Source organism: Bacillus cereus group sp. BfR-BA-01430 (assembly GCF_022663115.1).
In the GTDB taxonomy this organism is placed as follows: domain Bacteria; phylum Bacillota; class Bacilli; order Bacillales; family Bacillaceae_G; genus Bacillus_A; species Bacillus_A cereus_BD.
The window spans coordinates 1-17,255 of record NZ_JAKUEW010000018.1; the positions used below are offsets into that span (position 1 = coordinate 1).

The window sequence follows — 17,255 nt, forward strand, 5'->3', positions numbered from 1 at the left end:
TCAATGGACACTCAAAAAAATGGCTCCGGTACAATACCGGAACCATCTTTTAAGTGCTTGATTTTTAAAGGTCTTTTTATTAAACTGTCCATTTTATAGGGTACAGTTCAAATAGCCGATGCTTTTTTATATTACATTGTTTTATAAGCTTCTGCTTCTTTTACAGCTAGAGGTAAGAAATGCTTATATTGACGGAAACCATTTACAATACTTGCAATGCCAAATAAGAGAAATAATGCACCGACAATGATTCGTGCAGTAGAAAGTTCTAGGAAAAATTGATTGAAACCAAATAAAGAAACGAATGAACCGAGTGCCATTGCCGATTTTCCGGAAAGCCAGCCTTTCTCCATTGGACGGTTTGTACGAAAATATTTTGTTTTATAGAAAAGATACAACATAAATGAGATGATAATACAAAAGACTAATACTGGCATAATACAATCCCTCCATTATTTTGCATATTCTGTTTCTCCGCAGAATGATAAGTATAAGTGGTAAAAATCTAAACTTTCTGATTTATATTATAAAGGAATTGTTCGCATGTATGAAATATTTTCCGCTATAATGGAGAATAAAGTGAAAATAGAGTATATAAATATCGATTGATAAGAAGGAGATTATACATATGCATGAACAAATTTTAGCGGCAATCCAAGAGTTTGATACAATTATTATTCATCGTCATGTGCGTCCAGATCCAGATGCATTAGGATCCCAATGTGGGCTTGGAACAATTTTGCAAGAATCGTTTCCAGAAAAAAATATTTATATGGTTGGTTACAATGAACCGTCTTTATCGTATTTACGAGTAATGGACGAGATTGAAGACAGTGTATATGAAAATGCACTTGTTATTGTTTGTGATACAGCAAACCAGGAACGTGTTTGTGATCAGCGCTATACAAAAGGGAAGATGTTAATTAAAATTGATCATCATCCAAATGAAGACCCGTATGGAGATATTACATGGGTGGATACAACAGCAAGCTCTACAAGTGAATTGATTTACGAGTTTTATTCTTATGGGAAAGAGAAAGGCTTAAAAATGACAGCGGAAGCAGCACGTCTTATTTTCGCGGGAATTATTGGAGATACAGGACGTTTCTTATTTCCAAATACAACCGCAAAAACGTTCCGCTATGTCAGTGAACTTGTCGAAATGGGTGTTACATTTACTGAATTATATGATGAAATGTATAAAACGAAAGAGAAAATTGCTCGTTTAAACGGCTACATTTTACAAAACTTCACGATGACAGAAGAAGGTGCGGCCTATATTAAGCTAACGAAAGAAATATTACAACAATTTGATGTGCTTCCTTCAGAAGCATCTGGCGTTGTAGGAGCGCTTGGTAATATTGATGGATTAAAATCGTGGGTTCTGTTTTTAGAAGAGGACGATGTGATTCGTGTTCGTCTTCGTTCGAAGGGGCCTGTTATTAATACTTTAGCAATGCAATATAATGGTGGGGGACATCCGATGGCTTCTGGTGCGAAAGTATTTTCTTGGGAAGAAGCAGATCGCCTTTTTGAAGATTTACGTGCCATTTGCAAGTAAGTAGGGGGAATGCCTCCTATCGTTGTTGGAATCATTTCAATAGACTGAGGAGAAAAGTAGAGCGAAAAGGCTCTACTTTTCTTTTTCTATATGAACACTAATTTCAAGTACAGTATCAAAAGAAATCATGTCGACTTTAAAGCGATACATACGATCGTAATGTTTGTAAGTTTTATTTTCAATTAATTTTTTGAGCAGTTCTTTATTTTTGGCGATACTTTGAATATTTTTCGTTAAAAGATGCTGGAGGTCGTTATGAATAGAAGTAGTCATATTCTCAAGTGTGAGGTTGTCTAAGTCATATTTTTCCCCGTTGATAATTTTTATTTTAATTTCTTGGATTGTTAAGAGTCGTTTATTCTCTTTATTTAGTTTATCTTGATCTTCAAGAAGCACACGTAGTTTTTCTTCTTGTTTATTTATAATGTACTTTTGCTCTGCAAGTTGACTAGCTTGTTCTTGTTGGAAGATGCCATATATGTAGAGGAAGATAAACCAGCTAATTACACCGCCAACAGCAGCACCAGCTAAAAATAAATACCATCGTTTGGCAGTAGAAGCGCTGGGAACTCTCATACATGCTCCTGCGTTAACCATTTAATAATAATAAGACCAGTTTGCATGCCGCCTGTTGCAAAGAAGATAAGTAAAATTTGTTTCACGATATCTTTCATATCTCCCTCAAAAAAACTTCTCTCAAAGCTATAAAACGTATCAAAAGTGCCACCAATTGCCGCTACCAGTGCCCAAATTCGTAAGTTTTGTGCGAATTGATTGATGTAGGTAAGGGCTGGTTTGCCGATAAGAAATGCTCCAATTCCTCCGATTAACGAGCCGCCGAGTAGGACTCCAAAGGCAATAAAGTAACTAATAATAAGAAGAGAGAAAAAAGTTTGTTCTCTTATGTCCATTGTCATTCCCCTTTCCTCTTCATATATATGGACAAAGTGTGAGAAGTATGTTTTGATTTCCCCTTTCCTCATCACCTATAATGAAAGTAGTCAAATAGGTAAAGAGAGGGTACAACAGTGAAGTTTGTGCATTTACAATGTCAAACCGTTTATAGTTTGTTAAAAAGTGCTTGTAAAATTGATGAACTTGTGGTCAGAGCGAAAGAACTTGGGTTTTCAGCTCTTGCAATTACAGATGAAAACGTGATGTACGGAGTTATTCCGTTTTATAAAGCATGTAAGAAGATGGGGATAAAGCCGATTATCGGATTAACAGCTTCCGTTTTGAATGAGGAAGAAGAACGCGCTTATCCACTTGTTTTATTGGCTGAAAATGAAGTAGGTTATCAAAATCTATTGAAAATTTCTAGCACGATTATGACAAAGTCTAAAGATGGAATTCCTAAAAAGTGGCTTGTCCATTATGCGAAAGGATTAACCGCAATTTCACCAGGGAAAGATGGAGAAATTGAACAATTATTATTGCAAGGAAAAGAGGAGCTTGCAGAAGAAATTGCCCGCACGTATCAAAATATGTTTGGACATTTTTATATGAGTGTGCAGCATCATGCAATTCAAGATGAATTATTGTTGCAAGAAAAAGTAGCAGAGTTTGTCAGAAACATGAATATTCCAATCGTGGCAACAAATGATGTTCGGTATATTAATCAAAGCGATGCACTTGTACAAGAATGTTTATTATCTGTTCAGAGCGGTACAAAAATGACGGATCCGGATAGACCAAGATTGAAAACGGATCAGTACTATTTGAAATCATCAGCTGAAATGGAAGCCTTATTTTCTCATGTGGAAGACGCGCTTCGTAATACCATCCATATTGCAGAACATTGCCATGTAGAAATTCCATTTCATGTGAATCAATTACCGGAATTTCCTGTTCCTACTAATGAAACGAGCGATGCTTATTTGCGCCGAATTTGTGAAGAGGGACTATACAAGCGCTATGGAACACCAAAAGAGGTACATATGAACCGTTTATATCATGAACTTGAGGTTATTTCTCGCATGGGGTTCAGTGATTATTTCCTCATCGTATGGGACTTTATGAAATATGCACATGAACAGAGGATTTTAACAGGGCCAGGACGTGGATCGGCAGCGGGTTCACTTGTCGCATATGTACTAGAAATTACAGATATTGACCCAATTGCATACAATTTATTATTTGAAAGATTTTTAAATCCGGAACGTGTTACGCTTCCAGATATTGATATTGATTTCCCTGATGTAAGACGCGATGAAATGATTCGTTATGTAAAGGACAAATACGGCCAGCTTCGTGTTGCTCAAATTGTTACGTTCGGAACACTGGCTGCAAAAGCAGCAATCCGTGATATTGCTCGTGTAATGGGATTGCCGCCTCGAGATATTGATTTGTTCTCTAAACTGATTCCGTCGAAACTTGGAATTACATTAAAAGAAGCTTATGAGGAGTCAGAGGCTCTTCGTGATTTTATTCAAGGAAATCTTTTGCATGAACGTGTGTTTGAAATTGCAAAACGTGTGGAAGGATTACCGCGTCATACGTCTATTCATGCAGCTGGCGTTATTATGAGTCAAGAGCCCCTAACAAGAAGTATTGCGATTCAAGAAGGGCATAATGATGTATATGTAACGCAATATCCAGCGGATGTTTTAGAAGAACTTGGTCTACTAAAGATGGACTTTTTAGGGTTGCGCAATTTAACATTGCTTGAAAATATTCTTACTTTTATTACAATAACGACTGGAAAACAAATTGATATAAGGAATGTATCGCTCCAAGATGAAAAGACATTTCAATTGCTCGGAAGAGGAGATACAACAGGGGTATTTCAGCTTGAATCAGGTGGCATGCGAAATGTACTTCGTGGGTTAAAGCCAAACGAATTTGAAGATATCGTTGTCGTCAACTCTTTATATCGCCCAGGACCGATGGAACAAATTCCGGTCTTTATTGAATCTAAACATGGAAGACGAAACATTCAATATTTACATCCAGATTTGAAACCGATTTTAGAGAGTACATATGGCGTAATTGTCTATCAAGAACAAATTATGCAAATTGCTTCTAAATTGGCTGGATTTTCACTTGGGGAAGCGGATTTACTTCGCCGTGCAGTCAGTAAAAAAAGTCGAGATATTTTAGAGGAAGAGCGAAAGCATTTTGTGCAAGGTTGTTTACAAAATGGATATGATCAAACATCTGCGGAGAAAATTTATGATTTAATTGTTAGATTTGCAAATTACGGTTTTAACCGAAGCCATGCGGTGGCGTACAGTATGATTGGGTATCAACTTGCATATTTAAAAGCGAATTATCCACTTCAGTTTATGACTGCTTTATTATCAAGTGCAATTGGAAATGAAGATAAGATTATGCAATATATACGCGAAACAAAACGAAAGGGTTTTCGTGTTTTGCCGCCATCACTTCATAGAAGTAGCTATCATTTTCAAATTGAAGGAAATGCGATTCGTTATAGCCTTCTTTCCATTCGAAATATTGGGATGGCAACAGTGACTGCTTTGATTGAAGAAAGAGAGAAAGCACCGTTTCAAGATTTATTTGACTTTTGTCTTCGAATGCCAGTGAAATTTGTAACAGAGCGCAATTTAGAGGCGTTTGTTTGGTCTGGTTGTTTCGATGACTTTCAAGTTTCACGAACAACTTTGTTTAACAGCATAAAGGGTGCTTTCGAGTACGCAAGTCTTGCGCGTGAATTAGGGGAAGAAAGTGTACCAAAATCAGTTTACGTGCAAGGGAAAGAGTTGTCTTTTATCGAACAATTGAATAAGGAAAAAGAAACGCTTGGTTTTTATTTATCAAGTTATCCGACAGCTCAGTATGCAAGCTTAGTAAAAGAATTAGAAATTCCTTCTCTTGCGCAAGCAATGAGACAAAAAGGAAAAGTACAACGTGCGATTGTTTATATTACAAGAGTGAAAGTCATTCGTACAAAGAAATTACAAAAAATGGCGTTTGTTACGTTTTGTGATCATAACGATGAAATGGAAGCGGTTGTTTTTCCAGAGACATACATTCATTTTTCAGAAAGGCTACAAGAAGGAGAAATTGTTCTTGTTGAGGGAACGGTTGAATCTAGAAATAATAAATTACAGTGGATTATAAACGGGCTCTATTCATTAGAACAAATGGATGTATATAACGAAATGAAAGACGCATCCATTTATGTCAAATTACCTTCGCAGTACGATAAGAAGTTATTCAATCAAGTTACAAAAATATTATTTCACTATTCAGGTTTTGCGAAAGTACTAATTTATTATGAAAAGGAACATAAAGTGGTACAATTATCTCGTAGTTTGTCAATCCATCCGAGCGAGGAATGTTTAAGAACACTTCGTGAAATTGTCGGCAAGGAAAATGTGGTCGTAAAAATATAATGGACAACGCCCCTATAGTTCGATTATTATAGTAGTAGTGTTCGTGGTCAGACCACTCGGAAAAATTGATAGCAGCAAGAATAATTTGAGGAGAGTGGATAGTTTGTCAACACTTCGTGAAGAAGCACTTCACATGCATAAAGTGCATCAAGGAAAATTAGAAACTGTATCAAAAGTAAAAGTAGAAAATGCAAAAGACTTAAGTCTTGCATATTCTCCAGGGGTTGCAGAACCTTGTAAAGAAATTTATGACGATAAAAGTAAGGTATATGAATATACAATGAAGGGAAACATGGTAGCTGTTGTAACAGATGGGACAGCAGTACTTGGTCTTGGTAATATTGGACCAGAAGCATCTCTACCTGTAATGGAAGGTAAAGCGGTATTATTTAAGAGCTTTGCTGGCGTAGATGCATTCCCGATTGCCTTAAATACAAACGATGTAGAAAAAATTATTGAAACTGTAAAATTAATGGAGCCAAACTTTGGTGGTGTAAACTTAGAGGATATTGCAGCTCCAAACTGTTTTATTATTGAAGAACGTTTGAAAAAAGAAACGAATATTCCTGTGTTCCATGATGATCAACACGGAACGGCTATCGTAACAGTGGCAGGTCTTGTAAATGCTCTGAAGCTAGTTGGAAAGAAAATGTCTGATATTAAAGTTGTGGCAAATGGTGCAGGTGCAGCGGGTATTGCGATTATTAAACTTTTATACCGCTACGGTGTGCGCGACATTATTATGTGTGACCGTAAAGGAGCGATTTACGACGGCCGCCCTGTTGGTATGAATCCAGTGAAAGAAGAAGTTGCAAAATATACAAATAAAGACCGTGTAGAAGGTTCTTTAGCGGATGTTATAAAAGGTGCGGATGTATTCATCGGTGTATCTGTGGAAGGTGCATTAACGGAAGAAATGGTTCGTACGATGAATAACGACGCAATTATCTTTGCAATGGCAAATCCGGTTCCAGAAATTATGCCAGAAGCGGCAAAAGCAGCGGGTGCAGCGGTTGTTGGAACAGGTCGTTCTGACTTCCCGAACCAAGTAAATAATGTGTTAGCATTCCCTGGCATTTTCCGTGGTGCACTTGACGCATATGCTACCCAAATTAACGAAGAAATGAAAATGGCAGCTGTAGCAGCTATAGCAGAGCTTGTAACAGCTGATGAGTTAAATGAAGACTATATCATTCCGGCGCCATTTGACGCGCGTGTAGCGCCTCAGGTAGCGGCTTATGTAGCGAAAGCTGCGATGGAAACAGGGGTAGCTCGTCGTCAAGTAGATCCAAATGAAGTTGCTGAGAAAACAAAACGATTAGCGTTGATTGGTAACGAATAAGCGAGGAGTTTTAATTGACATCATCAAATACAAAAGTATACCTCGAAATTGTAAAGAAAATCCGCTCCATTATGGAGGAGGATGGTTTAGTTGCAGGTGACCGTTTGCCATCAGAGCGTGAGTTAAGTGCACGTTTGAATGTTGGGCGTTCGTCTGTACGAGAAGCATTGCGTGCTTTAGAACTGGTAGGATTAATTGAAACAAGGCGCGGTGAAGGGACGTTTATTCGTAACTTTTATGAAAATGGTCTCGTTCAATTAATTGCACCATTTTTATTGCAAGATGAAAAAACAAGACAGGATTTATTACAAACGAAACGATTAATTGAAAAAGATATGATTCGGATTGTCTGTAATTTATCAGATGATACATTCTCTACGGTGTTAAGTAAATTAAAACAGGCGCTTGAGAGACAGGAAAGTTCAATTCAAGCGTTTCATCAAACGTTTTTCAAAACACTTATTGAACAAGTGGATAACTATTTACTATATCGCATTTGGATGATTGTAAATGATTATGTGGCAACCCTTTCTTGTAAAGTATTAATAGACTCTATAGAGGGATATAGAAAACTGTACAAAGCTTTGGAAGCAAAACAGGAAGAAGAGACACTGAACATTTATGATGAATTGATAGAGAAAATACAGTTTCACTCGTAATGTATAAAATTTGTCGAAATGACCATGACACGTTATGACAAACAATCTACCGCATAGCGGTTAAAGTTAAACGTAAAGAGAGAGGTTATTAGACAGATTAAGAAAAGAAGGCTAACATCGATTTTTGGTGTTAGCCCCATTTTCTTCCTAACCTTAGCTCTCAACAAAGGGGGTCAAATTGTGCTAAGAGATTTATTCGTGAAAAAGAAAAAGTACGCTGCAATTCCTTCAGAACAAGTACGAAAAGATGTACCGGACGGTGTTATGACCAAATGTCCAAAATGTAAAAAAATTATGTATACAAAAGAGCTTCTAAAAAATTTAAAAGTATGTGTGAACTGTGGATATCATCATCCGATGAATGCATGGGAACGTCTCGACAGTATATTGGATGAAGGATCATTTCGTGAATATGATAAAGAAATGGTTTCTTTAAATCCACTTCAGTTTCCAAACTATGAAGAAAAACTAGAGAACGATCGAAAGAAAACAGAATTAAATGAAGCGGTTGTGACAGGTGAGGGAACAATTGATGAAATGCTTGTTGTTGTGGCAGTAATGGATTCTCGTTTTCGAATGGGCAGCATGGGCTCTGTAGTAGGCGAAAAAATTGCACGTGCAGTCGAAAAGGCATATGAATTACAAGTGCCGTTTATCATTTTCACTGCTTCGGGTGGTGCTCGTATGCAAGAAGGTATATTAAGTCTAATGCAAATGGCAAAGACAAGTGTAGCTTTGAAGAAATATAGTAATGCTGGAGGATTATTTATTTCTGTTATGACGCATCCGACAACGGGCGGAGTTTCAGCAAGTTTCGCTTCACTTGGTGACTATAATCTTGCAGAACCAGGTGCACTGATTGGTTTTGCTGGTAGACGTGTTATTGAACAAACAGTGCGTGAGAAACTCCCAGAAGATTTCCAAACAGCAGAATTTTTGTTAGAACACGGTCAATTGGATGCCGTTGTGCATCGCAATGAGATGAGAGAATCACTCCGCAAGATTTTAGAAGTTCATCAAGGGGAGGGAATGGCTGTATGGCAGAACTAGAATTTGAGAAACCGGTTGTTGAGCTAAGAAATAAAATTCATGAACTAAAAGAATATACGAAACACAGCCAGATGGATTTCAGTGAGGAGATTCGTATTTTGGAAGATAAGCTAGAAAATTTAGAGGAAGAAATATACGGCAATATGAAGGTTTGGGATCGCGTTCAAATTGCTCGGCATGCAGAAAGGCCAACGACGCTTGATTATATTGAGCACTTATTTACTGATTTTTTTGAATGTCACGGAGATCGCTTCTTTGGTGATGATGCAGCGATTGTTGGCGGCATTGCGAAGTATAATGGCATGCCTGTAACTGTAATTGGGCATCAGCGCGGGAAAGATACGAAGGAAAATATTCGCCGTAATTTTGGAATGCCTCATCCAGAAGGCTATCGTAAAGCGCTGCGTTTAATGAAACAAGCGGAAAAGTTTAATCGTCCAATTATTTGTTTTATTGATACAAAAGGTGCTTATCCAGGGAAAGCGGCTGAAGAACGTGGTCAAAGTGAAGCGATCGCTCGCAATTTATTTGAAATGGCGGGTCTTACTGTTCCTGTTATTTGTATTGTTATTGGTGAAGGTGGTAGCGGTGGTGCCTTAGGTCTTGGAGTAGGGGATTACATTTATATGCTAGAAAATTCCACTTATTCTGTCATTAGTCCAGAAGGTGCCGCGACCATTCTTTGGAAAGATGCGACAAAAGCGAGAGATGCTGCGGAAGCATTGAAAATTACAGCGGCTGATTTGAAAGAATTAGGTGTAATTGACGAAATTATTCCCGAATCAAGAGGCGGAGCGCATCGTAATATTTTAAAGCAATCAGAAAATATCAATGTTGTGTTGCAGAAAACGTTTGAACAATTAAGTGGTATTTCGAAAGACGAATTAATTGAAAAACGTTATGAAAAATATATGAAAATTGGGCAAGTTTCGTTTTCAAACGCTTCCATTTGGGTAAAATAATAAAAGCGTGCGTTCCCTTTCGCGAATGCACGTTTTTATTGTGAAAAGACACATCTTCTCCATTGTATTTTTATATTTCTTCATGTTATTTTATTATAAGGCAAATAATCTTTTTGAGGTGAGTACAAATGAAACGTATTGGTGTATTAACAAGTGGTGGAGATTCACCTGGTATGAACGCTGCCATTCGTGCGGTTGTTCGTAAAGCGATTTACCATGATATTGAAGTATATGGTATCTACCATGGATATGCTGGTCTAATTTCTGGTCACATTGAAAAATTAGAACTTGGTTCCGTTGGCGATATTATTCACCGTGGTGGTACGAAATTATATACAGCAAGATGCCCTGAGTTTAAAGATCCAGCTGTTCGTGAAAAAGGAATCGAACAATTGAAGAAACTTGGTATTGAAGGACTTGTTGTTATTGGTGGAGACGGTTCTTACCAAGGAGCTAAAAAATTGACAGAGCAAGGCTTCCCTTGTGTAGGTGTACCAGGTACGATCGATAATGATATTCCTGGAACAGACTTTACAATTGGATTCGATACGGCTTTAAATACTGTTATTGATGCAATTGATAAAATTCGTGATACAGCTACATCTCATGAACGTACATACGTTATTGAAGTAATGGGGCGTCACGCTGGAGACATCGCATTATGGGCTGGTTTAGCTGATGGTGCAGAGACAATCTTGATTCCAGAAGTAGAATATGATATGGATGATGTAATTGCTCGTTTAAAACGCGGTAGCGAACGTGGTAAAAAACATAGTATCATTGTTGTAGCTGAAGGTGTTGGAAGTGCGATTGACATCGGTAAGAAAATTGAGGAAGCGACAAACTTTGATACTCGTGTAACAGTATTAGGTCATGTACAACGTGGTGGATCACCAAGTGCACAAGACCGTGTATTAGCGAGTCGCCTTGGCGCGAGAGCAGTTGAATTATTAATGGAAGGCAAGGGCGGACGTTGCGTTGGTATTCAAAACAACAAACTAGTTGATCATGATATTATCGAAGCGTTAGCTCAAACACATGTAATTGATACAGATATGTATGAATTATCAAAAGAATTATCCATCTAATCGACGTAATGTCAGATATTTGGGAACGGTTTCAGAAATTTCGGAGGTGCAATATGCGTAAAACAAAAATTGTATGTACTATAGGTCCTGCTAGTGAAAATATTGAGAAATTAGAACAGTTAATTGAGGCTGGTATGAACGTTGCTCGTTTAAACTTCTCTCATGGTAGCCATGAAGAGCACGGAGCACGTATTAAAAACATTCGTGAAGCGTCTAAAAAGACTGGTAAAACAGTTGCAATCTTACTTGATACAAAAGGTCCAGAAATTCGTACACACGACTTCGTAGACGGACAAGCTGAGCTAACAACTGGTTCAGAAGTAGTTATTTCTACTGAGCAAGTATTAGGAACTGCAGAAAAGTTCTCAGTAACTTATGCTGGTTTATATGACGATGTAAATCCAGGTTCTCGCATTCTAATCGATGATGGTTTAATCGAGCTAGAAGTAATCGAGAAAGCTGACGGAAATATCCGTACAAAAGTACTAAACAGCGGTATTGTAAAAAATAAAAAAGGTGTAAACGTACCAAACGTAAGCATTAAGCTTCCTGGTATTACTGAAAAAGACGTAAAAGATATCATCTTCGGTATCGAGCAAAACGTTGACTTCATCGCAGCATCTTTCGTTCGTAAAGCAGCTGACGTGTTAGAAATTCGTGAATTATTAGAAGAACATAATGCACAACATATCCAAATCGTGCCAAAAATTGAAAACCAAGAGGGTATCGATAATATCGATTCAATCTTAGAAGTTTCTGACGGCTTAATGGTAGCTCGTGGTGATATGGGTGTAGAAATTCCACCAGAAGAAGTGCCATTAGTACAAAAACGTCTAATCAAAAAATGTAACGTATTAGGCAAACCAGTTATTACTGCAACACAAATGTTAGATTCTATGCAACGTAACCCACGTCCGACTCGTGCGGAAGCAAGTGACGTAGCAAATGCAATCTTTGACGGTACAGATGCAATCATGCTTTCAGGTGAAACTGCAGCAGGGCAATATCCAATAGAAGCAGTAACGATGATGGCGAATATTGCAACACGCGTTGAGAAGTCATTACAATATAAAGATATGTTCAAGAAACGTATTAAAGAGCTTACACCAACAATTACAGATGCGATTAGTCAATCTGTTGCACATACAGCAATCGCTCTTGATGTAGCTGCAATCTTTGCTCCAACTGAAAGTGGCTATACTGCAAAAATGATCTCTAAATACCGTCCAAAATCTCCAATCGTAGCTGTAACATCTGATGAGCAAGTATGCCGTCGTCTTGCGCTTGTTTGGGGTGTACAAGCGTTTATGGCTAGTAAACGTGCGGCGTCTACTGATGAAATGTTAGATACTGCTATTCAAACAGGTATGGATGCTGGTCTAATCGGACTTGGTGATACTGTAGTTATTACAGCTGGTGTTCCAGTTGCTGAAACAGGTACAACAAACTTAATGAAAATTCATGTTGTTGGCGAAGAAATCGCTAAAGGACAAGGGATTGGTCGTAAAGCGGCAAAAGGTAAAGTGGTTGTAGCGAAAACAGCAGCTGAGGCTGTAGCGAACGTAAAAGAAGGAGATATTCTAGTTACAACAAGTACTGATAAAGATATGATTCCTGCAATTGAAAAAGCGGCAGCTTTAGTTGTAGAAGAAGGCGGTTTAACAAGCCATGCAGCTGTTGTAGGTGTTTCAATCGGTATTCCAGTTATCGTTGGCGTAAACAGTGTAACAGAAACTTTAAAAAATGGCCAAGAAGTAACAGTTGATGCAGCTCGCGGAATTGTTTATAATGGACATGCGGAAGTGCTATAAGAAGTAATATGGAGAGAAGGATGAGGATCCTTCTCTTTTTTTTACAACTTAAAAAGGAAATTCGTAAAACTACGATTGAATAAGGGGTGTAGTAAGGGAGTTTCTTCCGCTCTTACTGATTATGAGCCCTTACCAGAGAAGGGATTAGGGATATGGGGATTCGTTCTTCTGAAAGATTGTGCAGCTTGCTAGGGACAGTTGAAAGGAGTGATAGAAAAATGAAATGGCTTCTCGTTTTATTTATTTTGATACCAGCTCTTGAAGTGACGGTTTTGATTGGTTCAAGTCATCTAATTGGTATATGGCCAACGTTTGCTATGATTATTGTTACAGCTGCGTTAGGAGCTTATTTAGCGAAGCAACAAGGCTTTAGGGTACTTAGGGAAATTAGGCTTAGAGTAGACCGAGGAGAGATGCCAGGAGATGCTGTATTAGATGGGATTTTTATTCTTATAGGTGGAGTGCTTTTGTTAGTGCCTGGATATGTAACAGATGTAATTGGTTTTGTGTTCATCATGCCAGTGACGCGAAAGATATGGAAGCCGATAGTAATGAGATGGCTAGAGTGGAAATTAAGAAGAAACACAACTATTATTGTACAAAAATAACCCGTAGAACGAGGAATGCTCTACGGGTTATTTTTTGTCGAATCATAAATTGTATATTTATTCATTTGTAGAAAAAGGAAGAAAAGGTAATGATAAAAATACTGAAAATAGAATAAAAATACAAAACTGCCCTCAATTATGATATTATATGCAAAAAAATAAGGGATTAGTCGTGATAGATGACTAATCCCTTATTTTTTTGTTTCGAATAAAAGTGTTACATATGAATGGTATTATTTTAAGGGAGTCCCTTTAATAAATTTCCATAAATCATGGAAGACATGTGCTTTATGCAATGTATTTAAGAGTACTAATGTGACTGGACCGACAATTAACCCTAAAAAACCATAGAGCTTAAATCCAACGAATAAAGCGACAAGTGTTGGAAGAGGATCAAGTCCAATATTTGATGATAAGACTTTTGGCTCCATAATTTGTCTTTGGACAATTACGACGATATATAAAATGAGTAAGCCGATTGCAAAGGCTGTATCTCCTGTAAAAAAGACATATATAACCCAAGGAACAAAGACAGCTCCTGTTCCTAAATAAGGAAGCAAGTCTACAATACCAGTTATTAATGCGATTGTGATTGCGTATGGTACTCGTAAAATTAATAAACCAACCAATACAATAATCGTTGTCATCGATACGAGGGTAAGTTGTGCTTTCACAAATCCAAATGATGCTTTTCTTAAATCTACAAAAATGGTCTTTCCGTATCCGTGTACCCGATTTGGAAGAAAATGTCTTGTTTTATGAGCAAGTCTATGCCAATCGAAGCTAATAAAGAAAGTTGCTAAGAGAACAAAAACAAGCACAGTTAACGTAGTTGGAAGTGCACTAATAAAGTTTGTTAATCCACTAATAATAGCAGTTAACAAATCTTTCATTTGTTTTGTAGCTTCCGTGCCTAGATTTTGAATGTTTTGTGTAATGGTATGTTGCTGAGATTCTCCAAGATGATTAAATTTAGAAATTAAATCGTCGTAGAGAGGCATAATATTGTTGAGTGCAAATTGTTGTGCATATTGAACGATAGTCGGAAATTTGTCGGTAACAATTTGCAATAAATAAGTTGTGGCAGAAATAACTTCTGTCACAAGGTATGTGACGAGTCCAACGATGGCACCGAAAACGAGAATTAAGCTGACGAGCACCGATAATGCACGAGGAAAGTGTAGGTTTTGGTTCAGAAAATTTACGACTGGATTAATTAAATAAGCAAATGCTAGAGCGATAATAAATGGGTATATGAGTCCTGAAATATAGATGAGAACATAAAACCCGATTATTGTTATCATGATGACTAAGATCAGTCGTAATAAGATGTATAGTGAGTTACGATTCAAAGATGTTTACCTCCCATTCCAAAGTGTATTGTGTTATAGTGGAATGATGGATTTATCCTGCTATTTGCGAGTGTTAGGATACACCTAAAACGGCAAAACCATCCTCTCGTAAAAGCTTGATGATGCGGATTAACCAAACAGAAAAGTTATGTTTACATGGTAAGAACCTCACTTTATTTTCTTTTTATTTTACCTGTTTCTTTTCAGAAAAGAAAGAAAAGGAATCTGTTTTATGGCTGTATACTATTCTTCATTCTGGTTTAAGTTTTCAAATCGCAAAAATTGTATGTAATTTATTTGTATCGTCCATACAGTACTTATTTTTATAGAAAGTAATGGATGAAGACTTTATATCTGGTATAACGATATGTTTAACAGTATTTTTGTTTGGAAACAGGTTCATTATTTTCAGAAAGGAAGTGCAATCATGATTAGTCAATCAACGTTATTTTTATTCATACTGCTTATTATTGGGTTAATTGCTAAAAATCAATCATTAATTGTAGCCATTTGTGTGCTATTTGTATTAAAGTGGACGTTTTTGGGAGATAAAATTCTACCTTATTTACAAACGAAAGGGATTAATCTAGGAGTAACAGTCATTACGATAGCGGTTCTTGTTCCAATTGCGACAGGTGAAATTGGTTTTAAGCAACTGAGTGAAGCGACGAAATCTTATTATGCATGGATTGCGTTAGCTTCAGGAATAGCGGTTGCACTATTGGCAAAGGGCGGTTTGCAGTTGTTAACGAACGATCCGCATATTACAACTGCGCTTGTATTTGGGACTATTATTGCGGTTGCTCTATTTAATGGGGTAGCTGTAGGACCGTTAATCGGAGCTGGAATTGCCTATGCAGTCATGAACATTATACAGATGTTTAAATGAAAAATTTTATAGTAATATAAATTTTTTGAATTCTTTCCATTCACAAAAGTCAGATAATTGTTTATAATAAAGATAGAAACTTAAAAAGGTTACATAACAACAAAGACTTACACCAGATAAAATAAAAACAACATAAAACAATTTTTAGTAATATTGTTTTATGTTGTTTTTATCATAAACTCTTCGAAACTAGTTTTCCTCACCATCTGTAGTTCTAAGTGTGAGGAGTCGGGGAGAAACTCACGCTCATGCTTTAGACAAATAAGGCAATAGAACTTACATGATGGGGATATCACAACAAATTGCATGATCGTGCATTTTGCTTGCCTAAAGAGTGAACGGGCGTTCATAATTTAGAAGGAGTGCAAGTGGATACAAGGTTGGGAGAATTTTTAGGAAAAGGAGAGAGTGTCATGACTGTTATTCGAGGTTTAGAAGGGGTAGTAGCAACAACATCATCTGTGAGCTCAATTATTGATGATACATTAACATATGTTGGGTATAATATTGATGATTTAGCAGAAAATGCTACATTTGAAGAAGTCGTATACTTATTATGGAATCGCAGACTGCCTAACGAAGCTGAATTAGCGGAATTCAAGGAAACTTTATCCAAGTATTCGGAAGTTCCAAATGAGATTTTCACATATTTAAAGCAAGTAGATTTAAAGATTGCGCATCCGATGTCAGTTTTACGAACAGCGATTTCCATGTTAGCATTATATGATGAGAGCGCTGAAATCATGGATGAACAGTCCAATCGTTTGAAAGCGGTTAAATTACAGGCTCAAGTCGGAACAATTGTCGCAGCATACGCAAGAATTCGTAAAGGATTAGAGGTTATCGAACCAAGAAAAGATCTATCATTAGCAGCAAACTTCTTATACATGCTAAATAATCGTGAACCGAATGAAGTTGAAATTGAGGCTTTTGACAAGGCGCTTGTACTTCATGCAGATCATGAATTAAACGCTTCTACATTTACAGCGCGCGTTTGTGTTGCTACACTTTCAGATGTATATTCTGGTATTACAGCAGCGATTGGTGCGCTAAAAGGGCCTCTTCATGGCGGGGCAAATGAAAATGTAATGAAGATGTTAAAAGAAATTGGTGAAGAAGAAAATGTAGAATCCTATATTCATAATGCGCTTCAAAATAAAGTGAAGATTATGGGATTTGGTCATCGCGTATATGAACATGGTGATCCACGTGCAAAACATTTACGTGAAATGTCTAAGAGATTATGCGTGCTTTTAGGAGAAGAGAAATGGTATAATATGTCTGTGAAAATAGAAGATATTGTAACAAGAGAAAAAGCTCTTCCGCCAAATGTCGATTTCTACTCTGCTTCTGTATACCATTGTTTAGGAATTGACCATGATTTATTTACACCAATCTTTGCGATTAGCCGTATGTCAGGCTGGTTAGCTCATATTTTAGAACAATATGAAAATAACCGTTTAATTCGCCCGCGTGCTGAATATAGTGGACCGACGCATCAAAGATACGTTCCGCTAGCACAACGCTAAGTAAAAAGCACTATTTCGATAGTAGAAATACACTTTTAAAAGTCTG

At 37.2% G+C, this 17,255-nt stretch carries 15 protein-coding genes; 11 read left to right on the forward strand and 4 right to left on the reverse strand.

Annotated features, from left to right (window positions below; translation table 11 throughout):
- Positions 1–131 precede the first annotated feature (131 nt).
- Positions 132–437 carry a YtpI family protein gene (locus tag MR058_RS20105; protein ID WP_242145523.1) on the reverse strand — a complete coding sequence of 102 codons (306 nt, stop codon included), beginning with the start codon at positions 435–437 and terminating at the stop codon, positions 132–134.
- A gap of 191 nt (positions 438–628) precedes the next feature.
- On the opposite strand from MR058_RS20105, the gene MR058_RS20110 reads away from it, so the two are divergent.
- Positions 629–1,561: a DHH family phosphoesterase gene (locus MR058_RS20110; protein WP_242145524.1), complete on the forward strand. Its 933-nt coding sequence runs from the start codon at positions 629–631 to the stop codon at positions 1,559–1,561.
- 72 nt (positions 1,562–1,633) lie between these two features.
- On the opposite strand, the gene ytrI is transcribed toward MR058_RS20110, so the two are convergent.
- Both ytrI and ytrH read right to left on the reverse strand, forming a co-directional pair.
- Positions 1,634–2,137, reverse strand: coding sequence for a sporulation membrane protein YtrI (gene ytrI / locus MR058_RS20115; RefSeq protein WP_242145525.1), 504 nt, complete (start codon positions 2,135–2,137; stop codon positions 1,634–1,636).
- Positions 2,134–2,472: a sporulation membrane protein YtrH gene (gene ytrH / locus MR058_RS20120; RefSeq protein WP_012095749.1), complete on the reverse strand. Its 339-nt coding sequence runs from the start codon at positions 2,470–2,472 to the stop codon at positions 2,134–2,136. Before ytrH ends, ytrI begins: the two co-directional genes overlap by 4 nt.
- 117 nt (positions 2,473–2,589) lie before the next feature.
- Here ytrH and dnaE point away from each other — a divergent pair, with 117 nt between their 5' ends.
- The 8 genes from dnaE (at position 2,590) to MR058_RS20160 (ending at position 13,439) form a co-directional block, all read left to right on the forward strand.
- Positions 2,590–5,919, forward strand: a complete 3,330-nt coding sequence (dnaE, locus tag MR058_RS20125; protein WP_242145526.1) for a DNA polymerase III subunit alpha — start codon at positions 2,590–2,592, stop codon at positions 5,917–5,919.
- Positions 5,920–6,052: 133 nt separating this feature from the next.
- Positions 6,053–7,261 (forward strand): NADP-dependent malic enzyme, encoded by a 1,209-nt coding sequence (ystJ, locus tag MR058_RS20130; protein ID WP_242145560.1) that lies wholly within the window; start codon positions 6,053–6,055, stop codon positions 7,259–7,261.
- Between the two features lie 14 nt (positions 7,262–7,275).
- Complete coding sequence (locus tag MR058_RS20135; protein ID WP_242145527.1) at positions 7,276–7,920, forward strand: FadR/GntR family transcriptional regulator; 645 nt, start codon at positions 7,276–7,278, stop codon at positions 7,918–7,920.
- Positions 7,921–8,100: 180 nt separating this feature from the next.
- Complete coding sequence (gene accD, locus MR058_RS20140; protein WP_242145528.1) at positions 8,101–8,970, forward strand: acetyl-CoA carboxylase, carboxyltransferase subunit beta; 870 nt, start codon at positions 8,101–8,103, stop codon at positions 8,968–8,970.
- Entirely contained in the window at positions 8,958–9,932 is a 975-nt protein-coding gene (gene accA / locus MR058_RS20145) for an acetyl-CoA carboxylase carboxyl transferase subunit alpha (protein ID WP_242145529.1), read from the forward strand. Before accD ends, accA begins: the two co-directional genes overlap by 13 nt.
- A 128-nt stretch (positions 9,933–10,060) precedes the next feature.
- Positions 10,061–11,020, forward strand: a complete 960-nt coding sequence (gene pfkA, locus MR058_RS20150) for a 6-phosphofructokinase (protein ID WP_242145530.1) — start codon at positions 10,061–10,063, stop codon at positions 11,018–11,020.
- A gap of 53 nt (positions 11,021–11,073) precedes the next feature.
- Positions 11,074–12,831, forward strand: a complete 1,758-nt coding sequence (gene pyk, locus MR058_RS20155; RefSeq protein ID WP_242145531.1) for a pyruvate kinase — start codon at positions 11,074–11,076, stop codon at positions 12,829–12,831.
- A 218-nt stretch (positions 12,832–13,049) separates the two neighbouring features.
- A complete protein-coding gene (locus tag MR058_RS20160; protein WP_242145532.1) occupies positions 13,050–13,439 on the forward strand; it encodes an FxsA family protein in 390 nt (129 codons plus the stop codon).
- 233 nt (positions 13,440–13,672) lie between these two features.
- Here MR058_RS20160 and ytvI read toward each other — a convergent pair whose 3' ends face one another.
- Positions 13,673–14,791 carry a sporulation integral membrane protein YtvI gene (gene ytvI / locus MR058_RS20165; protein ID WP_242145533.1) on the reverse strand — a complete coding sequence of 373 codons (1,119 nt, stop codon included), beginning with the start codon at positions 14,789–14,791 and terminating at the stop codon, positions 13,673–13,675.
- 427 nt (positions 14,792–15,218) lie between these two features.
- Between ytvI and MR058_RS20170 the strand changes: the two genes are divergently transcribed.
- Both MR058_RS20170 and citZ read left to right on the forward strand, forming a co-directional pair.
- Positions 15,219–15,680, forward strand: coding sequence for a DUF441 domain-containing protein (locus tag MR058_RS20170; RefSeq protein ID WP_242145561.1), 462 nt, complete (start codon positions 15,219–15,221; stop codon positions 15,678–15,680).
- Between the two features lie 380 nt (positions 15,681–16,060).
- Positions 16,061–17,209 (forward strand): citrate synthase, encoded by a 1,149-nt coding sequence (gene citZ, locus MR058_RS20175; protein WP_242145562.1) that lies wholly within the window; start codon positions 16,061–16,063, stop codon positions 17,207–17,209.
- Positions 17,210–17,255 lie beyond the last annotated feature (46 nt).

What these genes read in the sequence shown, in the direction of transcription:
- accA (WP_242145529.1), top strand. Translation starts at nt 8,958, where the DNA reads ATGGCAGAACTAGAATTTGAGAAACCGGTTGTTGAGCTAAGAAATAAA.
- MR058_RS20105 (WP_242145523.1), bottom strand. Translation starts at nt 437, where the DNA reads ATGCCAGTATTAGTCTTTTGTATTATCATCTCATTTATGTTGTATCTT.
- ystJ (WP_242145560.1), top strand. Translation starts at nt 6,053, where the DNA reads ATGCATAAAGTGCATCAAGGAAAATTAGAAACTGTATCAAAAGTAAAA.
- pfkA (WP_242145530.1), top strand. Translation starts at nt 10,061, where the DNA reads ATGAAACGTATTGGTGTATTAACAAGTGGTGGAGATTCACCTGGTATG.
- MR058_RS20110 (WP_242145524.1), top strand. Translation starts at nt 629, where the DNA reads ATGCATGAACAAATTTTAGCGGCAATCCAAGAGTTTGATACAATTATT.
- MR058_RS20170 (WP_242145561.1), top strand. Translation starts at nt 15,219, where the DNA reads ATGATTAGTCAATCAACGTTATTTTTATTCATACTGCTTATTATTGGG.
- ytrI (WP_242145525.1), bottom strand. Translation starts at nt 2,137, where the DNA reads ATGAGAGTTCCCAGCGCTTCTACTGCCAAACGATGGTATTTATTTTTA.
- ytrH (WP_012095749.1), bottom strand. Translation starts at nt 2,472, where the DNA reads ATGGACATAAGAGAACAAACTTTTTTCTCTCTTCTTATTATTAGTTAC.
- pyk (WP_242145531.1), top strand. Translation starts at nt 11,074, where the DNA reads ATGCGTAAAACAAAAATTGTATGTACTATAGGTCCTGCTAGTGAAAAT.
- MR058_RS20160 (WP_242145532.1), top strand. Translation starts at nt 13,050, where the DNA reads ATGAAATGGCTTCTCGTTTTATTTATTTTGATACCAGCTCTTGAAGTG.